The following is a 17016-nucleotide window of genomic DNA, read 5'->3' on the forward strand; positions in this document are numbered from 1 at the left end:
ATGCGTATAGGTTTATGGTCGTAGTTTGATGTTTTTTATAGAATCTGCGAGATGATTGCTTGGCTCATGTCTATGTTTTTAAATGCTAATCTAAGTGTTTAAAAGAGAGAGCAGTAATAAGGTCAGCTGAGCAGAACACAAATCCTTAAAAGACAGTTTTTAAGCCCAATTGCGTGAAAGCCATTAACTCAGAAGTGATAGGTTAATGGCATAAAAAAGCAGAGTAAAAGGGTTATTGGGTATGTTTAACCACAAGCACAGGAACATGACTGGCGGTCAGAATATCTTGGGCAATACTGCCAATGAAGGTTTTTTTCAAACCGGTTCGGCCATGCGATCCAACCACAATCAAATCGGCCTTTAGTTCATCGGCAAGTTCAGCAATGGCCTCACTAGGGGATTGTTTGGCTAAAAGCTTGGTTTCTGCTGGAATGCCTGCTTCGGAAAATCTGGCACCTAGCTCGGCCAATATATTTTTAGCATGAGCTTGAGCTTCCATAAAATAATCAGTGACGCCGGGGACATTTTTATAAAAACTGACACTGGTTAAAGGATCAATAATCACCACGCTCACAATGGTCACTTTACTGCCAAAAACTTTGGCTAACACCATGGCCTGATCAGCTGCGGCTACAGCAATGGGCGAGTCATCGACAGAAACTAGAATGTGCTGGTAATACTCCATGATGCTGTCCTCTTGTTTCAATATTTATTATTTGTTCAAAGCTTAACATAGCCGGAATGTGGAAAGGAAAAAGGATAAAAATGTATCTTTTATGATTTGTTATTGAGCCTGTAAATTATTTTAATTAATTTTCTAAACCCTCTATGCGAGGGCAAACGATCTTGTGTATTTTACTAAGAAGTTTAAGTGGAACTATCATTATAGGTTTGGCGTATATTCAGCTTAAAATTTAATGAGATTCATAGATAAAAAAAGCCCAGATCAATTGATCTGGGCTTTTCATATTCTGGAGCGGGAAAGGAGACTCGAACTCCCGACCCCAACCTTGGCAAGGTTATGCTCTACCAACTGAGCTATTCCCGCAATATGGAAGTGAATTATAGAGAGTTTCTTTTAACTGTCAACTCTTTATGCTTCCAAATGATTAATTAATCAGCACGACGCCAAATAGTGCCTTGACGTGTATCTTCCAGAACCACACCTTGGTTCAGTAAAGACTGGCGAATTTCATCAGCCTTGGCAAATTCTTTGGCCTTTTTCGCATCTTTACGCTGCTGAATCAAATCTTCAATCTGTTCTTCAGATAAACCTAATGCTTCCTGACCAATATCAGACTTCAAGAAGTCATCAACATTGTGCTGAACCAGACCCAGAATATTGGTAAGGTGACGTAAAGTTGAATAATAAACCGCTGCCTGCTCCTGGTTTTCGTCTTTCACTGCACGGTTGAGTTCTTTGTTGATTTCAAACAGTACAGCAATGGCTTCTGCTGTATTGAAGTCATCACGCATAGCAGTATTAAAACGTTCAACCAATGCTTCATCCAGAGTTTCTACGGTTTTTTCACAGTAGACCTGCTGATAAGCCTTAAATGAATGGTAGAAACGAGAAAGGGCTGTTTTGGCTTCTTTTAATGCCACATCCGAGAAGTTCACCGGACTACGGTAATGTGAAGACACAATAAAGTAACGGATCACTTCAGGGTGGAATTTTTCCATCACATCACGGATGGTAAAGAAATTGCCTAAAGACTTCGACATTTTCTCGCCATCAACATTAATGAAACCGACATGCATCCAGTAATTTACATACTGTTCATCCGTAGATGCTTCAGACTGTGCAATTTCATTTTCATGGTGCGGGAACATCAGGTCTGAACCGCCACCGTGAATGTCAAAATGATTGCCTAGGCAGCAAGTTGACATTGCCGAACATTCGATATGCCAGCCTGGACGGCCATTGCCCCAAGGTGAAGCCCAAGACGGTTCATTTTCTTTGGCATGTTTCCACAGCACAAAGTCAAATGGATGTTTTTTCTCTACTTCAACATCAACGCGTTCAGAAGCACCGGCCTGCATATCTTCCAGTTTACGGCCTGAAAGACGGCCATATTTGGCAAATTTTTCAACTTCAAAATAGACATCGCCATTTGATGATGGATAAGCAGTACCTTTATTGACCAGGTTACCAATCATGCTTTGCATCTGGTCAATGTAATCTGTCGCACGTGGAGCTTCATCTGGATGTAGGCAACCCAAGTTTTCAGCATCTTCATTCATCGCTTGAATGAAACGATCCGTTAAAGCTGTAATGCTTTCCCCATTTTCATTGGCACGTTTAATAATTTTGTCGTCAATATCGGTAATGTTACGTACGTATTTTACATTCCAGCCCTGACTGCGCAGGAAACGGATAATGTAGTCAAATGCAACCATCACTCGAGCATGCCCAATATGACAGTAGTCATATACGGTCATACCGCAGACATACATGTCGATATGACCTTCTTTACGAGGTACGAATTCTACTTTTTTACGTTGCTCTGAGTTATATAGAACAAATGGCTGCATAGGTCTTCTAAGATGCTTTTACAAAAGATGGCTCATCTTAACCTAAGCATTTTTTTTCATAAAGTTAAAACGAAAAAATGCAGAAGTTTTTTAGGGAATATAAAACTCGATATGAAAATTTAATGTCATTACTTATGGCTTAAGAAAGCTCACTGCTCATGAAAATAATCAGTGATACCTGAGAAATAACAATTGAGCAAGCAAAACGGTTGTATAGCGGGAATGTGAGTTCATACGGACCGATCTGTCCCGTTCCTCTAGAGCATTTAAGAAGAGCATTGAATAGATAGATGTAACATCCAGATTTTATAGCTCAAGTGAGCTCTCTATCTCATCAATATTTAACAGATCAAGAGAAGTCTATATTCACCTGCTTCAGCAGGCGCTCTATGCACACAAGGCAAAACGGGCTGCGTTGGATGATCGACAGCCAAACGCCAAAGATGTCCCTGGCCTAAATTGATCGGTGTTGCATCCGCTTTGGGTGCATAATGCAAATCAAAGAAATATTCTTCCAGGAAATTTTCGAACTCGGCTTCTGGACCATCATGTAAGTCTTTCAGCTTTGCTCTTATTTCGGGAATCAAAATCTTTTGCTCAACCTGATCATTTGGCAAAATATCACTGGCACAACCAGCATAAGTACATAAAAAAGTATCGGTTTCTATGGGTGAGCGGTCCACGTGATAGGAATACACATCTGTTGCAATGAAATCCAGCTCTTCATCCCGTTCATAACTTTTAAGTAAGTTAAGAGATGGGGAGGCTCCGAAATCGGTTAATAGCTGGATATCTTTTAAGATCACTTCCCGAGCCAGATGACCTTGTTCTGAAAGTTGCAGCGCTAAAAGATCTTCCACAGAAACTTCTGTAATATTCTCTTTTAATTCAAGTTTAGTCACGATTTCTTTAAAATCACCAGCCAGATTTCTATACCAGCACATGGCATTTATATTTCCTTGAAACTTGGAATTGACCAGTTCAGGAAAAGTGGCAACCACACCAATTTGCTTGTGATCAGAAAGCGTATTTTTCATATGAGAATTAAATAATCAACCAAGTCTAATAATATACACTCAGCTTTACATAAATGCAGAATGATTCATGACACATGACCTGAAGAGAGTAAGGATGAAGTTCGCGATAAACCTAGGTTCACTCACCATAATTTCTGCACAATTATTGAAATCTTGTAATTTAGAAACGTGACATTTGCATAGATATGATAAAATTGCGAAAATTATTTTTTGCTTGATTGAATCAACTCTGTATAGAGTAAAGGTAAACCTATTTTGAACCCACCAAATATGCCAAATCAAATAGACTTTCAAAAAGTTGCATTAGAAACTTTGCGTATAGAAGAACAAGCACTGGAAATATTGGCGACACAAATTGATGATCGTTTTAGTTGTGCCTGTGAAATCATCTTGAAGTGTCGAGGGCGTTTAGTCATTACCGGTATGGGGAAGTCAGGGCATATCGGCCGTAAAATGGCAGCAACCTTTGCTTCTACAGGTACACCGTCATTCTTTATGCATCCAGGTGAAGCGGGACATGGCGATTTAGGCATGCTGGTTCCTGGCGATGTGCTGATTGCCATTTCTAACTCGGGCAAGAGTGATGAAATCATGATGCTTATGCCATTAATCAAGCGTCTGGAAATTCCTCTAATTACCATTAGTGGCGACAACAAAGGCCCTATGCCGCAAAATGCCGATGTGGCCTTAACTTTGGGGAATATTCAGGAAGCCTGTCCACTGGGTCTGGCACCGACCTCAAGCACCACGGCAACTCTGGCTTTAGGCGATGCCTTGGCGGTTGCCTTGCTAGATGCACGTGGCTTTACTGCCGATGATTTTGCGCTGTCTCATCCTGCTGGTGCCTTGGGTAAACGCTTGTTGTTGCATGTCGAACACCTCATGCACACAGGTGCAGAATTGCCAAAAGTGTCTCCAGATACACCAATGAACCAGGTTTTATACGAAATTTCAAATAAACGCCTAGGTTTAACCACAATTGTCGATCAAAATGACGTTCTATTGGGTATTTTTACCGATGGTGATTTACGTCGTTTAATTGATAAACAACAAGGCTTTGATGTGAACTTGCCGGTTTCTGAGGTTATGACAAAAAATCCATTAACCATTTCGCAAGAGGCACGTGCCGTTGAAGCCCTAGAGCGCATGAACGAAAAGAAAATTAATCAATTTGTTGTAGTAGATAGTGCAAACAAGGTCATTGGCGTGATTAGCATGCATGACCTGATTCAAGCCGGGGTAAATTAATAAATGGCATCTTATATTTTATTGGAACAGGCGCGCCATGTTGAAGCTTTGGTTCTTGATGTCGATGGAATTCTGAGTGATGGTTTTGTCACCCTGACCAATACCGGGGATGAAATCAAGTCCTTTGATATCCGTGATGGCTTAGGTATGAAACTCGTACAGAAAGCTGGTGTAAAAGTCATTATTATTACTGGACGTAAAAGCAATATTGTAGAAAAGCGCATGTCTGACCTGGGCGTAGACCTGGTTTTCCAGGGCCGTGAAGATAAAGGCACCGCATTACGCGAAGCCTGTGCCCAATTGAATGTTGCTCCAGAAGACTGTTTATATATGGGCGATGACTGGCCTGACCTTTCGGCATTTGCCATTGCCGGTATGAAAGTGACTGTTCCGAATGGTCATGTCGAAGTTCGACGCCGTGCTGACCTTGTCACTCAGGCCATGGGTGGTCGTGGTGCAGTGCGTGAAATCTGTGACATGATTCTGACGGCCAAAGGGGCTTATGAACAGCTGCTTGAAACCTATACCGCTGCCCCACATTAATTGTTAAACAATTCATTGAATTTGAGTTAAGTGCCACACTTATGGATACAAAAGTTTTATACCTGACTGCTATAGCAATTGCAGCTATAAGTGGTGGTTACTACTATTACAGTGGTAAGGGCAACAAGCTCGAGGTTGATTCAGCCAGAAGCATGACCTATTCCGCTGAAAAAATTAACCTGACTCAAACCGATGACAACGGTAATTTGTATGCCCGTGCTCAGGTCGACCGTATGGAACAGGACATGCAAAAAGAAACGGCCAAACTGGAAAACCTGAATGCCTCGCTGTATAAAAATGGCGCAGTTGATGCCACTTTTTATGCCAAAGTGGCGAACAGTTATGATGACAATCAACGGGTGGTTCTGTCGGGAAATGTCGTGGCGACCAAGTTGATGCCACAGGGCAAAATGCAGTTTCAGACCCAGGAATTAACCGGATATCCCGAAACCCGGGAAATTGAGACAGATAAACAGGTCAATGTGCAATCTCCGCAAGCTGAATTTGTAAGCCAGGGTCTGAAAGCCAATCTAAATGACGGTCAATACGAATTTTTTAATATTCGAGGAAAATATGAACCACAATCTTAAGCTTACATTGTCTAAAACTTTGCTTAAACAGGCAGCTTTAGCCGGTTTGGTTGTATTCTCGTCGGCAGCGGCGTTTGCCATTCCATCTGACCGAAATCAGCCTATTTCACTGGTTGCTGACCGTGCTACCTATAATGAAAAATCCGGGGTGACGACCTATAGCGGAAATGTCATCATCGAACAGGGCACCATGAGATTGCAAGCCAACTCTATTGTTGCCAATCTGAACAGTCAAAAACAGATCAGTAGCATTACGGCGACAGGCGGTCCGGCACGTTTTCAACAACAAACCGAGGTGAATAAGGGTTTGGCAAAAGGTCAGGCGCAGAAAATTGTTTATAATGCCCAAACTGGCATTATCACCTTGTCTGGCAATGCATTTTTACAGCAGGATGGGGCAAGTATCCGCGGTAATACTTTGAAATACAGCATGAATAAGGGTGATGTTGAGGCAACGGGCACACCAAACAGTACCGGTTCATCTTCAGGTCGCGTACAAATTGTTATTCCGCCATCTAGCTCAAAATCATTCCCGGGAGCACGTGATTAATGGATCAATCGCTAAATCAACCCCAAACCTTGTGTATTAAACATCTGGCAAAAAACTATAGTAAAAGATGGGTCGTCAAGGATGTTTCTTTCCAGATGCAGAGTGGGCAGATTGTAGGCCTGCTTGGTCCAAATGGTGCAGGTAAAACCACAAGTTTCTATATGGTGGTGGGTTTGGTTCGAATGGACAAGGGCGAGATTCACTTGGATGATCTTGATTTGTCCGACTTGGCCATGCATGAGCGTGCGCGTAAGGGCATTGGTTACTTGCCGCAAGAAGCTTCCATTTTTAGAAAACTGACGATTTCTGAAAATATTATGGCGATTCTTGAAACCCGTAAGGATTTGAACAAACAGCAGCGTCAACAGCGTTTAAATGAATTGCTGGCTGACTTTAAAATCAGTCATATCAAGGATTCACTGGGGATGAGTGTGTCCGGTGGTGAACGCCGCCGTGCCGAAATTGCCCGTGCTTTGGCTGCCGATCCCAAGTTTATGCTGCTGGATGAACCTTTCGCCGGGGTCGATCCTATTTCTGTCGGAGACATCAAGGATATTATTCGTGATCTTAAAGACCGTGGAATTGGGGTGCTGATTACCGATCATAACGTCCGTGAAACTTTGGCGATTTGTGAGCATGCCTATATTGTCAGTGAAGGTGCGGTCATTGCAGAGGGTACACCGCAAGAAGTGCTTGCAAATGACACTGTGCGTAAAGTCTATCTGGGTGAAGACTTTACCGTTTAATTAAAGTTTAATCAGAATGATCTAATCTTATAAATTACAGAATCATATAACTTAAAATACTTTTTTTAATTTAAAACCTCCTGAGCTTAGGAGGTTTTTTGTATCTGCAAGCCGTTCAAAACAGGCTATACTGCCGTTGTGTTGTTATTTATTCCAGATTTATGCCATTTACCATAGCCTCATCCGTTACTTTTGAAGAAGACATTAAGAAAAGTCGCTTTCAGGCGATTGCTGCTCCTGTAGAAAATGAACAGGCAGTAAAAGATTTTTTAGAACTGCATAAAGATATCACCACGACACATCAGTGCTGGGCATGGAAAATTGGTCACAATGTCCGTTTTAATGATGCTGGAGAGCCGTCCGGCACAGCAGGCCGACCGATTCTGGCCACGATTGAAGGCAATGAATTGACCAATGTCATTGTTCTGGTCAACCGCTGGTATGGTGGTATTAAACTGGGAACTGGCGGTCTGGTTCGCGCCTATGGCGGTTGTGCCGGGCAGTGCCTGTTACTGGCGGAAAAAATTGAGCTGATTGAAAAGAAAAAAATCAGTTTTGCCTGCCAGTTTAATGAGTGGGCTATTTTTCAATATGAGCTGAACCAGCAACACATCGAATTTCAGGAACAATATACCGCCACAGGCGTACAGGTCGAAGCCCTATTACAAGTCCATCAGATTCAGCCTTTGACACTGAAAATACAGGATGTGACCCGCGGGCGCGAACAACTCAAAATTATAGAAGAGTCTGAACATGACTGAGCAAGACCCGCTTTTAAAATATCGTGAACAGCATAAGCACCGTTTGAATTACATGCCCTGGCTGTACTGGTCATTAAAACCGAAAAATCGCGGCTGGGCAGAGCAATGGCAAAAAGAATATCAAGCTTATTTGATGGAAATGGAAACCGTCGAAATTGGTGAAAATTGTTTTATTTCACCGCTGGCCCATATTTTTGCCGAGCCGGGCCGGAAAATAACGATTGGCGATAATGCCTTTATTGCCGCAGACTGTACCTTGCATGGCCCTTTAGAAATTGGCAATGAAGTGGCCATCAACCATCACTGCATTCTGGATGGTGGACGTATGGGCATTAAGCTGCATGACCAGGTGCGTATGGCGGCATACTGTCATTTGTATGCCTTTGACCACGGCATGGAGCTTGCACAGCCCATTTACCAGCAACCGGTACGTTCTCAGGGCATCGAGATTGGGCAGGATGTGTGGCTGGGCGCGCATGTCGGTGTCAAAGATGGGGTAAAGATTGATGCTCATGCCATTGTGGGCATGAATAGCATGGTCACAAAAAATGTTGAAAAGGCGACTATTGTTGCCGGGAATCCGGCGAAGTTTATTCGTCATCGGGATTAAAAAATCCAATAAAATGAATATGAATCAGCCAGTAAGTTTAATTACATAAAAGCATGCACAGTCGTGAAGAGTTATGCTAAGTTAAAAATAACAATTAGACTTAAAGCCTGTATAGGCGAAAAGCGAGGCGAAAATGAAACGTGTAATCGCTTGTATTGATTCTTCTCCATGCGTAAATGCAGTTGCCGAAGCTGCAGCATGGGTCGCAAAGCAGACACAACGTGAATTGGTATTATTACAGGTTTTAGACTATTACCCAGCAAGTTATCATTTGGGTGAAATCAGTGGGGTGATTGGGTTTGAAAGTAATGCAATGTTACTGAAAGAACTGGCAGAACTTGAACAGAAACAAAGTGAACTGGCACTGGATTACAGCAACAATCTTTTAAATCATATTTCTGACATGATTCAGCAGAAGTATCAGATTAGCGCCTCGCATCTTCAGGAAAAAGGCGATTTCCTGGAACAAAGTTTTCATGTGCTTAAAGAAGATGACATTGCCATTATTGGCCGGGTCGGAGAGCGTTCTGCGGAACGTAACAAACCGATAGGCAGTAATGTGGAAAATTTTATCCGTGGCGCAAAATGTACCATCATGACCGTGGGGGAACAGTTTAAGCCACCCACACGATTTATTTTTGCCTATGAATATTCACCGACCTGCGTCAATCTGATGAAACGTGTCGCACAAAGTGATTTACTCAGATTATTGCAATGTCACCTGTTATATGTAGGTGATCATCCGGAAATACTGAATGAGCCTTCACAGTATTTACGTGATGCCGGAATGGATGTGGTGACTGAATACCGTTATGGCGATGTCTCGGAAAATATACTGGAATACCAAAGCGAACATGGCATACAACTGATATTGCTCGGTGCATTTAGTCACAGTAAAATTCGCCAGTTCTTTTTGGGAAGCGTGGCAACCAGTATCTTCCGAAATTCAACCGTACCCTTACTGGTGGTGAAATAAGTTCATCCGCACTTGATCATTGTGAAGAATAATTGTACATAGTTATCCGCATAACTTGTGGATAACTATATGGACAGTATTTGTAAGTTATTAATAAAAAAATAGAAAAACAAAAAGACTGTTTTTTAACCTTTGTGTCATATTATTTCACTATGGCCAGGGCAAATCCATCATGGCCTTTGCTGCCAACGGTTTGTAATGCGGTACACGAGAGAATTCGAGGATGGTCTTGCAAGGCCGCAAACATATCGCGAATGCCCTCAATACTTGGTTTGTGATTGTCCGGATTAATGATCTCACCGGCGCGAATCACATTATCCAGCACAATAATGGTTCCTGAATGGGACAGGTTTAAGCTGAGTTCTAGATACTCTGCATAGCTTTGTTTGTCGGCATCAATAAACACAAAGTCAAAGGGCTCAAAATCGGCAGGTAATGCCTTTAATACATCTGCAGCACGACCGACTTTAAGATCAATGGTCTGCGGAAGTTTGGCACGATCAATGTTTTCCTGACCCAAAGCTGCATGGGTATCACGACCTTCAATGGTCAGAATGTAGCCATCATCAGGCAGGGCACGAGCCAGCCACATGGTGCTGTAGGCAGCAAAAGTACCCAGTTCAAGCACGCGCTTGCATTTGTTCATCTGAATCAGCATTTGCAGCAGCATGCCCTGATTGGGCGCGACGGCGAGGTGATCTGGAAAACCTTTATCTTCAGTGTTTTTTAATGTCTGTAGCAGAATGGGGTCTTCTGGAATTAAATGTGCATCGATGTAAGCATCAATCTCTGTCCACATTTGTTGCATAGTCTGGTCACCTGTGTTGCGATGCATGCATTTTAAACCTTTCCTTTCAGAGTGCAATTTATCGTTTTGATTTATTGAAAAGAGGAAATAAAAAAGAGATCAGCAAGATCTCTTTTTTACTGCAATACACGGTTTTAAAAATTACACATCGAGCTGTGGCGTGACAGGTCTGGTCCCCAGGTACGGTAACCTTGGGTATCAATATGAATTTGACCAGAAGCATACAAGCCCAACCCCATATTCAGGCTTTGTCCGTACTGGGCCCAAAACTGGCACAATTTAAATTTGGTGTTTTCAATAAAAGCAAAATCTTCAGCTTGGGGAACTGCAGGTCCAATGCGAAAATCGATTGCCGAATTGAATAAGTGACGTGATGAATTTGCACCACCGGCACACTGGTTAAGCGGCAAATCACGATAAACGGAGGTCACTTCAAAGTCGGTAAGCACTTTGGCGGCAACCAGATATTTAAAGACGCGTAAGGTTGCAATTTGATTGTTCCACAATTCACGATTTGGAATCATGTATTGGGCACGGCCACATTTTTGCCAGTCACGAGCAGAACGCAACAATTCGAAACTCGGAATAATATTGCCGACCCCATTGCGTTCCAGAAAACTTTCATATTCACGGACACGATGTAAATTATCGCCGATGGCAATCCATGAATTATAAACATAAGGTACTGTTTTAGGTGGAATTGGGCGCTCAAGGCTAATACGTTCTTGAGGAATGAAGATCCGTTTTCCATCGGGTATTTGCCCTTGTTTATGAGGAGATGTGCTACATCCAATCATGACAAGTGGGACTAGGCTTAAGCCCAGTAAGCCCTTTAAAACATGCTTCATTATAGAAATCAAATATTTATAAATACGAGCTATTTTAATCCAATTTGAAGGATAAAATTTGAAAATATTGCAATCAAATGTTTTTTTAAGTATAAAAAAAGATCAGCAAATGCTGATCTTTTTTTGCAAGTCCAGGAACAGTCTTATTTTTCCAGATACTGTAACTTGTCTGTTTTACCGTTCCATTCTTCACGATCGGCAGGCTGGTCACCAATTTGAGTGATATTTGGCCATTTTTGCGACAGTTCAGCATTCAGTTCAATAAAGACTTCCTGACCTTCAGGTAACTCATCTTCCGAGAAAATAGCATTTGCCGGGCATTCAGGTTCGCATAATGCACAGTCAATACATTCATCTGGATTAATCACGAGGAAATTTGGACCTTCGTAGAAACAATCTACCGGACAAACTTCTACGCAGTCTTGGTATTTACATTTAATACAATTTTCAGTGACAACAAAGGTCATGGCGACAGCTACCTAAAAAATATGGTTCTAGTTACTCTTGCTGTATTTTAGGCAAAAATGCGGCTAAGTAACAATTGCTTTTATTGATATTTATTATATATAAGGCTGTTAATTTTAATAAAAATTGAATATTTATTTAAATATATGTAGTAAATGAAAAAGACTTCTATTTAGAAGTCTTTTTCTGGCACAGATTTAAATTAGCTTTCCAGGGCATCTTTTAAGGCATAAATCTGTTGCAAGGCTTCGCGAGGAGAAAGATTATCCACATCCAGCGACCTTAACAGATTCAGTGCAGGCACATCTTTTTCAATTTCCACTACACGTTCAATAACTTCTACAGCTGGTTCATCGATTGCGCTAAACAGATCATTCTGTATCACTTTATTGACCTGTTGCTGCTGCTGCTTTTCCAGAATCTTCAAGCGGTTTTGCGCCTCTTTGATTACGCTGGCAGGAATACCGGCCAGTTTTGCCACCTGTAAGCCATGACTTTGACTGGCAGGGCCATGCTGAACCTTGTGCAGCAGGATTAAATTACCGTTCAGTTCCTTGGCCGTGACATGATAGTTATCAATTCCCGATTCCTTGCCCAGTTCAGTGAGTTCAAAATAATGCGTGGCAAACAAGCACAGGCATTTAATCCGTTTGCTCAGGTCAATTACACAGGCCCAGGCCAACGACAGGCCATCGTAAGTACTGGTTCCGCGTCCGACCTCATCCATTAGCACTAAAGACTGGTTGGTGGCATGATGCAGAATTTGCGAAGTTTCGGTCATTTCCACCATAAAGGTCGATTTTCCGGTGGATAAGTCATCTGCTGAACCGATACGGGTAAACACCCGATCAATAGGCCCTAATACTGCGGACTTGGCAGGCACATAGGAACCGCAATAGGCCAGTAAACTGATCAACGCGGTTTGGCGCATAAAGGTCGATTTACCGCCCATATTCGGCCCGGTCACAATGGCCATGCGGTGATTGTAATCTAAGCTGGTGTCATTCGGAGTAAAGGTGGTTTTGCTTAAGGCTTCCACCACCGGGTGACGGCCTGCCACAATTTTGACCCCAATTTCAGGGCTGAATTCTGGACGGGACCAGTTGCGTAAACGGGCCTGATGGGCAAAATTGGCCAGCATGTCTATCTGTGCAATCGCGCTGCTCATCATTTGTAAATTGCCGATGTCCTGACGTAATTCATCCAGCAGCATTTCAAACAGCATTTTTTCACGCGCAAGGGCACGTGATTCACTCGACAAGACTTTATCTTCAAAAGATTTTAGTTCGGGCGTGATATAGCGTTCGGCATTTTTCAAAGTCTGGCGACGGATGTAATGATCCGGTGCCTGCTCGGCTTGGGCACGGGTCAGTTCAATATAGTAGCCACTGACCCGGTTATAGCCAATTTTCAGGGTTGAAATGCCGGTGTTGGCGCGCTCCTGAGTTTCCAGATCAATCAGGAACTGGCCTGCATGATCGCGGATTTTACGCAGCTCATCCAGTTCACTGTCAAAGCCTTCGGCAATGACATTGCCATCACGGAGTAATACCGGCGGATTTTCAACAATGGCCGACATCAGGCGTTGATGCAGGCCATGAAAATCCCCCAGTTCATCCGTCAGTTGCTGAATCAGACCAGATTGCTTGGCTTGTACCATTGGCTGAAGGGCATGACGCAAGAAAGGAATTTGCGCACAGGCCTGACGTAACTGTACCAGATCACGTGGACGTGCACTGCCTAAAGCCACGCGACTCAGCACACGTTCAATATCACTGATCTCTTTAAGGACCAGACGAATCGGTGCTTCATGATAACCACCCAACATGGCGGCAATGGCATCCAGACGGGCATCCAGTATTTTGGTATCACGCAAGGGCTGCATCAGGGTACGGCTCAGCAGTCGAGCGCCCATGGCAGTCTGGCAGTCATTAATGAGCTGGAACAGGGAGGTTCCATGTTCGAATAACGGTTCCACCAGTTCCAGATTACGTCGTGTGACCGGATCTAAAGCAATAAAGTCACTGCTTTGTTCCAGCTGAATGGAGCGGATATGCGGTAAAGCGGTTTTCTGGGTTTCTTTGGCATAATGAATCAGTGCCGCTGCCGCAGCCTTGGCCAGTGGTAAATGATCAATTCCAAAACCGGAAAGGGTAGCGACTGCAAACTGGTCACATAAGGTTTTTTGCGCATTATTTAAGTTGAAGTCGACATTGGGACGACGGGTCACAGGGCAGTCGAGCTGCTTTTTTATCTGCTCGATAATATTCGGATCGACAATATCTTCATCTACCACAATTTCACTTGGCATTAAGCGTGAAAGTTCAATTGCCAGTTGCTCTTGTTGAAATTCCTGTTGCTGCACCTTGAAAATACCGGCACTCAAATCCAGCAGTGCGATACCAATCTGCCCCTGATGTAAGCAAAGTGCAACCAGATTGGAAGACTGATGACTGTTCAATAACGCATCATCGGTCAGGGTGCCAGGCGTAATGATACGTACCACACCGCGTTCAACCGGACCTTTACCAGTCACTTCGCCCAGCTGCTCGCAAATGACCACGGTTTCGCCTTTTTTCACCAGGCGGGCCAAATAGCCTTCAGCGGCATGATAGGGAACGCCTGCCATGGGAATCGGTTCACCATTGGCCTTTCCGCGGTGGGTTAAGGTAATCCCCAATAATTTGGCGGCTTTATGGGCATCGTCAAAAAACAGTTCATAAAAGTCACCCATACGATAGAACATCAGGGAGTGCGGATGCTGCATTTTGACGCTCATGTACTGCTGCATCATCGGGGTTAAAGTGGAAAGATCAGCCATGATTTCCGGGTAACTCATTGAGGTAAAATCCTTAAATATTTAAATACATCGAATCTTTAAAAAACTTGGCTGTCTCACCAATTTCAAATTTATGCATGAAACGCTCATCGTAAAATCCTAGACGCTGGCTTGAGCATTATTGTTATTTTCAAGCCAAACCGAGCTATGAAAAAACGGCGTTTCAGTCGCTCAGACATCTTATCAAATTTGCATGAATTGCGAAAAATGCTTTGCAGTAAATGGATAAAAATTAGAAGAACAGTGTTATGCGGGCATAGCAGGGGCATCGGACCGGCAATGAACATGACGCTGCCGGTCGATGTGGCTGGAAAACTCAAGCGGACATTAGGGCTGATGCAGGCCCAGCCTGGTCAGATGCAGACGCAAGATACGGCGCAATTCTAAAACGGCTTCCGGTGTTTCCTGAATGGAATGCCCCCCCTTAATAATTTTTTCCGAAACGGCACCCTCCAGATGGGCACTCTTATAACGCACCACGTCATCCGTGATCACATTGATATCGCGACTATCGGTGATATTGCCAATAATGGAATGAAAGGCTAATCCTTTACGCGGGCTAATGTCTTTGCTCAGTTCAATAAACTTGGACTGATAACTTAAATCACTCGGCCCATTTTGAATCAGGCCATGATCGATCTGCTGTAACAGCTCTTTCAAATCCAGATCCTGAGTTTGTATGCTATCGCTAATCGCAGAGAGGAAAGCACCGGGAATACGGATGATTTTACGTGCCGCCTTGGTAAACCAGCGATCGGCGTAATCGGTTCCCCGATGCGGAGTGGCCAAAAAAATCGCACGGGAGAAATTAGGAATGTCCTTGATGACCAGACGCTGCGAAATAATCGGTAATTTCTGAAACTTGTTTAACTGACGATTATTCATCATCGATAACGCTTTTTTGGTCACGTCTGCATCACTGACCAAAAGCCGGGCAATAATGCCGCCCATGCTATGTCCAACCAGCACTGCATCTTTTTTGGCCGGGGCATTGGCATCGACCTGCGCAAAGGCTTGGGTCAATAGGGCATAAATCTGGAAGCGGCTTTCCATAATCGGCATATTGGTTGAATAGAACACCTGCCAGACCTGAAAATTTTCCCGCAGTACCGTGTCACCCATAATGTCGTTCGTCAGACGAATCCATGCTTCGGGACTACTGGCCAGACCGTGGATTAAGACAATCACTTTTTTATTCGGATTATACGGTTCCAGCATATATAAATGCGGCATGGTGAGATGGTCATCTCGGTCAATCAGGGTTAAATAGGCTGCCCGGCCGAGATTGTTCTGTGCCAGCCATAAGCCATAAGGCGTAGAAAAGTTTCCAGCCAGCGGATAGGTCTTGCCTGCCATATTGACCTGATCATATTTGTACGGATCAAAGGCTTTTATTTCAAATTCTGCATTGTTTAAAATGTCTTCTACATTGCTGGCCGCTTTGGGCTGTGCGGTCAGGGTTGCAGCCAAATAGCGGGCCTGATGAATATTCGGATTGACGCCGTTTTTGTAGCTGAAATTCATCGGGTCGATAATATATTTATTTTTCCCTTCGCCGATATCATCCTTGACCTGCGGTAGAACCAGGACAAATTCTGAACCAAAACCATCACGACGGTTAATGGAGCGTAAACCTGAAAAATTCAGGTTATAACTGGAAAGCAGCTGCTCGATTTTCTGATTTTTGAGCTGTGGATAGTAATCAAAGTTGATCTGATAAATACTTTTGCCGACCTTGACCTGCGGCTCAACTACAGTAGGTTTATGCCGCAAGGCATAAGCAGTTACCAGTTTGGCCAGTGCCAGATTATAAAAATCACGTATTTGCACCTGCCGGTTGTCAAAAATCCGGTCTTTGGGCTGACGTTTGGTTTTAAACATGTAGGCATAGCTGTAGCGGATGCTTTTATCCAGCATATACAGTTGCTGATCCAGACATTTATCATAGGTCAGTTGTTGCTGTTTCTGTTTTTCTTCGGATCGGGTACTGGTTAAGGTACTGGTTTTACACTCAGAAGAATTTTCAAATTCCAAGGCTTTGGCCAGGTAGATTTCGCTGGAGGTAGAGAGCAGCTGTTCGTCCTGAATTTGCGGAATCTGTTGCAGTTCCTGAATACACTGGTCGGGTTGGTCGGAACAGATTTTAGCTTCACGACCGGTCATGGACAGTACATTTAAACTGGCTTCACTCAATTTATTGCGGGTAAGAATACTTTCACGTTCATTGGCAATCGTGACATTAATGCCTTGGCTTTTGACGCTGACAATTTGACACCCAGTGAGCAGATAACTACTCAGCAGCGAGGCAAATAAAACTTTATATATTTGTTTTGGCATAAAGATGGTCTACGTGAGTATTTGTTTGAGTTTTTCTTCATCATACGATATTTGTTTTAATTTTCAATTCGTGCATAAAAAATAGACCGTTCTGAACGGTCTATTTAAAAAGCTCATTAAAAA

The 17016-nt window shown here is 43.2% G+C and carries 16 protein-coding genes and 1 tRNA gene; 8 read left to right on the forward strand and 9 right to left on the reverse strand.

Translation table 11 applies throughout. The features are described 5' to 3' along the window. Window positions 1–232 precede the first annotated feature (232 nt). The 4 genes from BLP85_RS06705 to BLP85_RS06720 form a co-directional block, all read right to left on the reverse strand. Window positions 233–685 (reverse strand): universal stress protein, encoded by a 453-nt coding sequence (locus BLP85_RS06705; protein ID WP_092819350.1) that lies wholly within the window; start codon window positions 683–685, stop codon window positions 233–235. A 287-nt stretch (window positions 686–972) separates the two neighbouring features. Next, window positions 973–1048: transfer RNA gene (locus BLP85_RS06710), tRNA-Gly, on the reverse strand. 65 nt (window positions 1049–1113) lie between these two features. Then, on the reverse strand, window positions 1114–2535 hold the full coding sequence (gene cysS, locus BLP85_RS06715; RefSeq protein ID WP_092819351.1) for a cysteine--tRNA ligase: 1422 nt from the start codon (window positions 2533–2535) through the stop codon (window positions 1114–1116). Window positions 2536–2876: 341 nt separating this feature from the next. After that, window positions 2877–3572 (reverse strand): DUF1826 domain-containing protein, encoded by a 696-nt coding sequence (locus tag BLP85_RS06720; protein ID WP_092819352.1) that lies wholly within the window; start codon window positions 3570–3572, stop codon window positions 2877–2879. A gap of 270 nt (window positions 3573–3842) precedes the next feature. Between BLP85_RS06720 and BLP85_RS06725 the strand changes: the two genes are divergently transcribed. The 8 genes from BLP85_RS06725 (at window position 3843) to BLP85_RS06760 (ending at window position 9596) form a co-directional block, all read left to right on the forward strand. Then, window positions 3843–4820 carry a KpsF/GutQ family sugar-phosphate isomerase gene (locus BLP85_RS06725; protein ID WP_092819353.1) on the forward strand — a complete coding sequence of 326 codons (978 nt, stop codon included), beginning with the start codon at window positions 3843–3845 and terminating at the stop codon, window positions 4818–4820. 3 nt (window positions 4821–4823) lie between these two features. After that, window positions 4824–5363 carry a KdsC family phosphatase gene (locus tag BLP85_RS06730; protein ID WP_092819354.1) on the forward strand — a complete coding sequence of 180 codons (540 nt, stop codon included), beginning with the start codon at window positions 4824–4826 and terminating at the stop codon, window positions 5361–5363. A 41-nt stretch (window positions 5364–5404) separates the two neighbouring features. Next, window positions 5405–5953, forward strand: a complete 549-nt coding sequence (gene lptC, locus BLP85_RS06735; protein ID WP_092819355.1) for an LPS export ABC transporter periplasmic protein LptC — start codon at window positions 5405–5407, stop codon at window positions 5951–5953. Beyond that, entirely contained in the window at window positions 5937–6503 is a 567-nt protein-coding gene (lptA, locus tag BLP85_RS06740; RefSeq protein WP_092819356.1) for a lipopolysaccharide transport periplasmic protein LptA, read from the forward strand. Before lptC ends, lptA begins: the two co-directional genes overlap by 17 nt. Continuing rightward, a complete protein-coding gene (lptB, locus tag BLP85_RS06745; RefSeq protein WP_092819357.1) occupies window positions 6503–7249 on the forward strand; it encodes an LPS export ABC transporter ATP-binding protein in 747 nt (248 codons plus the stop codon). Before lptA ends, lptB begins: the two co-directional genes overlap by 1 nt. A 161-nt stretch (window positions 7250–7410) precedes the next feature. Next, window positions 7411–8010: an IMPACT family protein gene (locus BLP85_RS06750; protein WP_092819358.1), complete on the forward strand. Its 600-nt coding sequence runs from the start codon at window positions 7411–7413 to the stop codon at window positions 8008–8010. Continuing rightward, window positions 8003–8620, forward strand: a complete 618-nt coding sequence (locus BLP85_RS06755) for an acyltransferase (RefSeq protein ID WP_092819359.1) — start codon at window positions 8003–8005, stop codon at window positions 8618–8620. Before BLP85_RS06750 ends, BLP85_RS06755 begins: the two co-directional genes overlap by 8 nt. 133 nt (window positions 8621–8753) lie before the next feature. Next, window positions 8754–9596: a universal stress protein gene (locus BLP85_RS06760; protein ID WP_092819360.1), complete on the forward strand. Its 843-nt coding sequence runs from the start codon at window positions 8754–8756 to the stop codon at window positions 9594–9596. Window positions 9597–9738: 142 nt separating this feature from the next. Here BLP85_RS06760 and BLP85_RS06765 read toward each other — a convergent pair whose 3' ends face one another. The 5 genes from BLP85_RS06765 to BLP85_RS06785 form a co-directional block, all read right to left on the reverse strand. Then, window positions 9739–10404, reverse strand: coding sequence for an O-methyltransferase (locus tag BLP85_RS06765; protein ID WP_092819502.1), 666 nt, complete (start codon window positions 10402–10404; stop codon window positions 9739–9741). 134 nt (window positions 10405–10538) lie between these two features. Continuing rightward, window positions 10539–11252, reverse strand: coding sequence for a D-Ala-D-Ala carboxypeptidase family metallohydrolase (locus BLP85_RS06770; protein WP_092819361.1), 714 nt, complete (start codon window positions 11250–11252; stop codon window positions 10539–10541). Window positions 11253–11395: 143 nt separating this feature from the next. Further along, window positions 11396–11719 carry a ferredoxin FdxA gene (gene fdxA / locus BLP85_RS06775; protein WP_067729501.1) on the reverse strand — a complete coding sequence of 108 codons (324 nt, stop codon included), beginning with the start codon at window positions 11717–11719 and terminating at the stop codon, window positions 11396–11398. A gap of 200 nt (window positions 11720–11919) precedes the next feature. After that, entirely contained in the window at window positions 11920–14556 is a 2637-nt protein-coding gene (gene mutS / locus BLP85_RS06780; RefSeq protein WP_092819362.1) for a DNA mismatch repair protein MutS, read from the reverse strand. Window positions 14557–14883: 327 nt separating this feature from the next. Continuing rightward, a complete protein-coding gene (locus BLP85_RS06785) occupies window positions 14884–16893 on the reverse strand; it encodes an esterase/lipase family protein (protein ID WP_092819363.1) in 2010 nt (669 codons plus the stop codon). Window positions 16894–17016 lie beyond the last annotated feature (123 nt).

It is taken from the genome of Acinetobacter kookii (genome assembly GCF_900096895.1).
Classification (GTDB): domain Bacteria; phylum Pseudomonadota; class Gammaproteobacteria; order Pseudomonadales; family Moraxellaceae; genus Acinetobacter; species Acinetobacter kookii.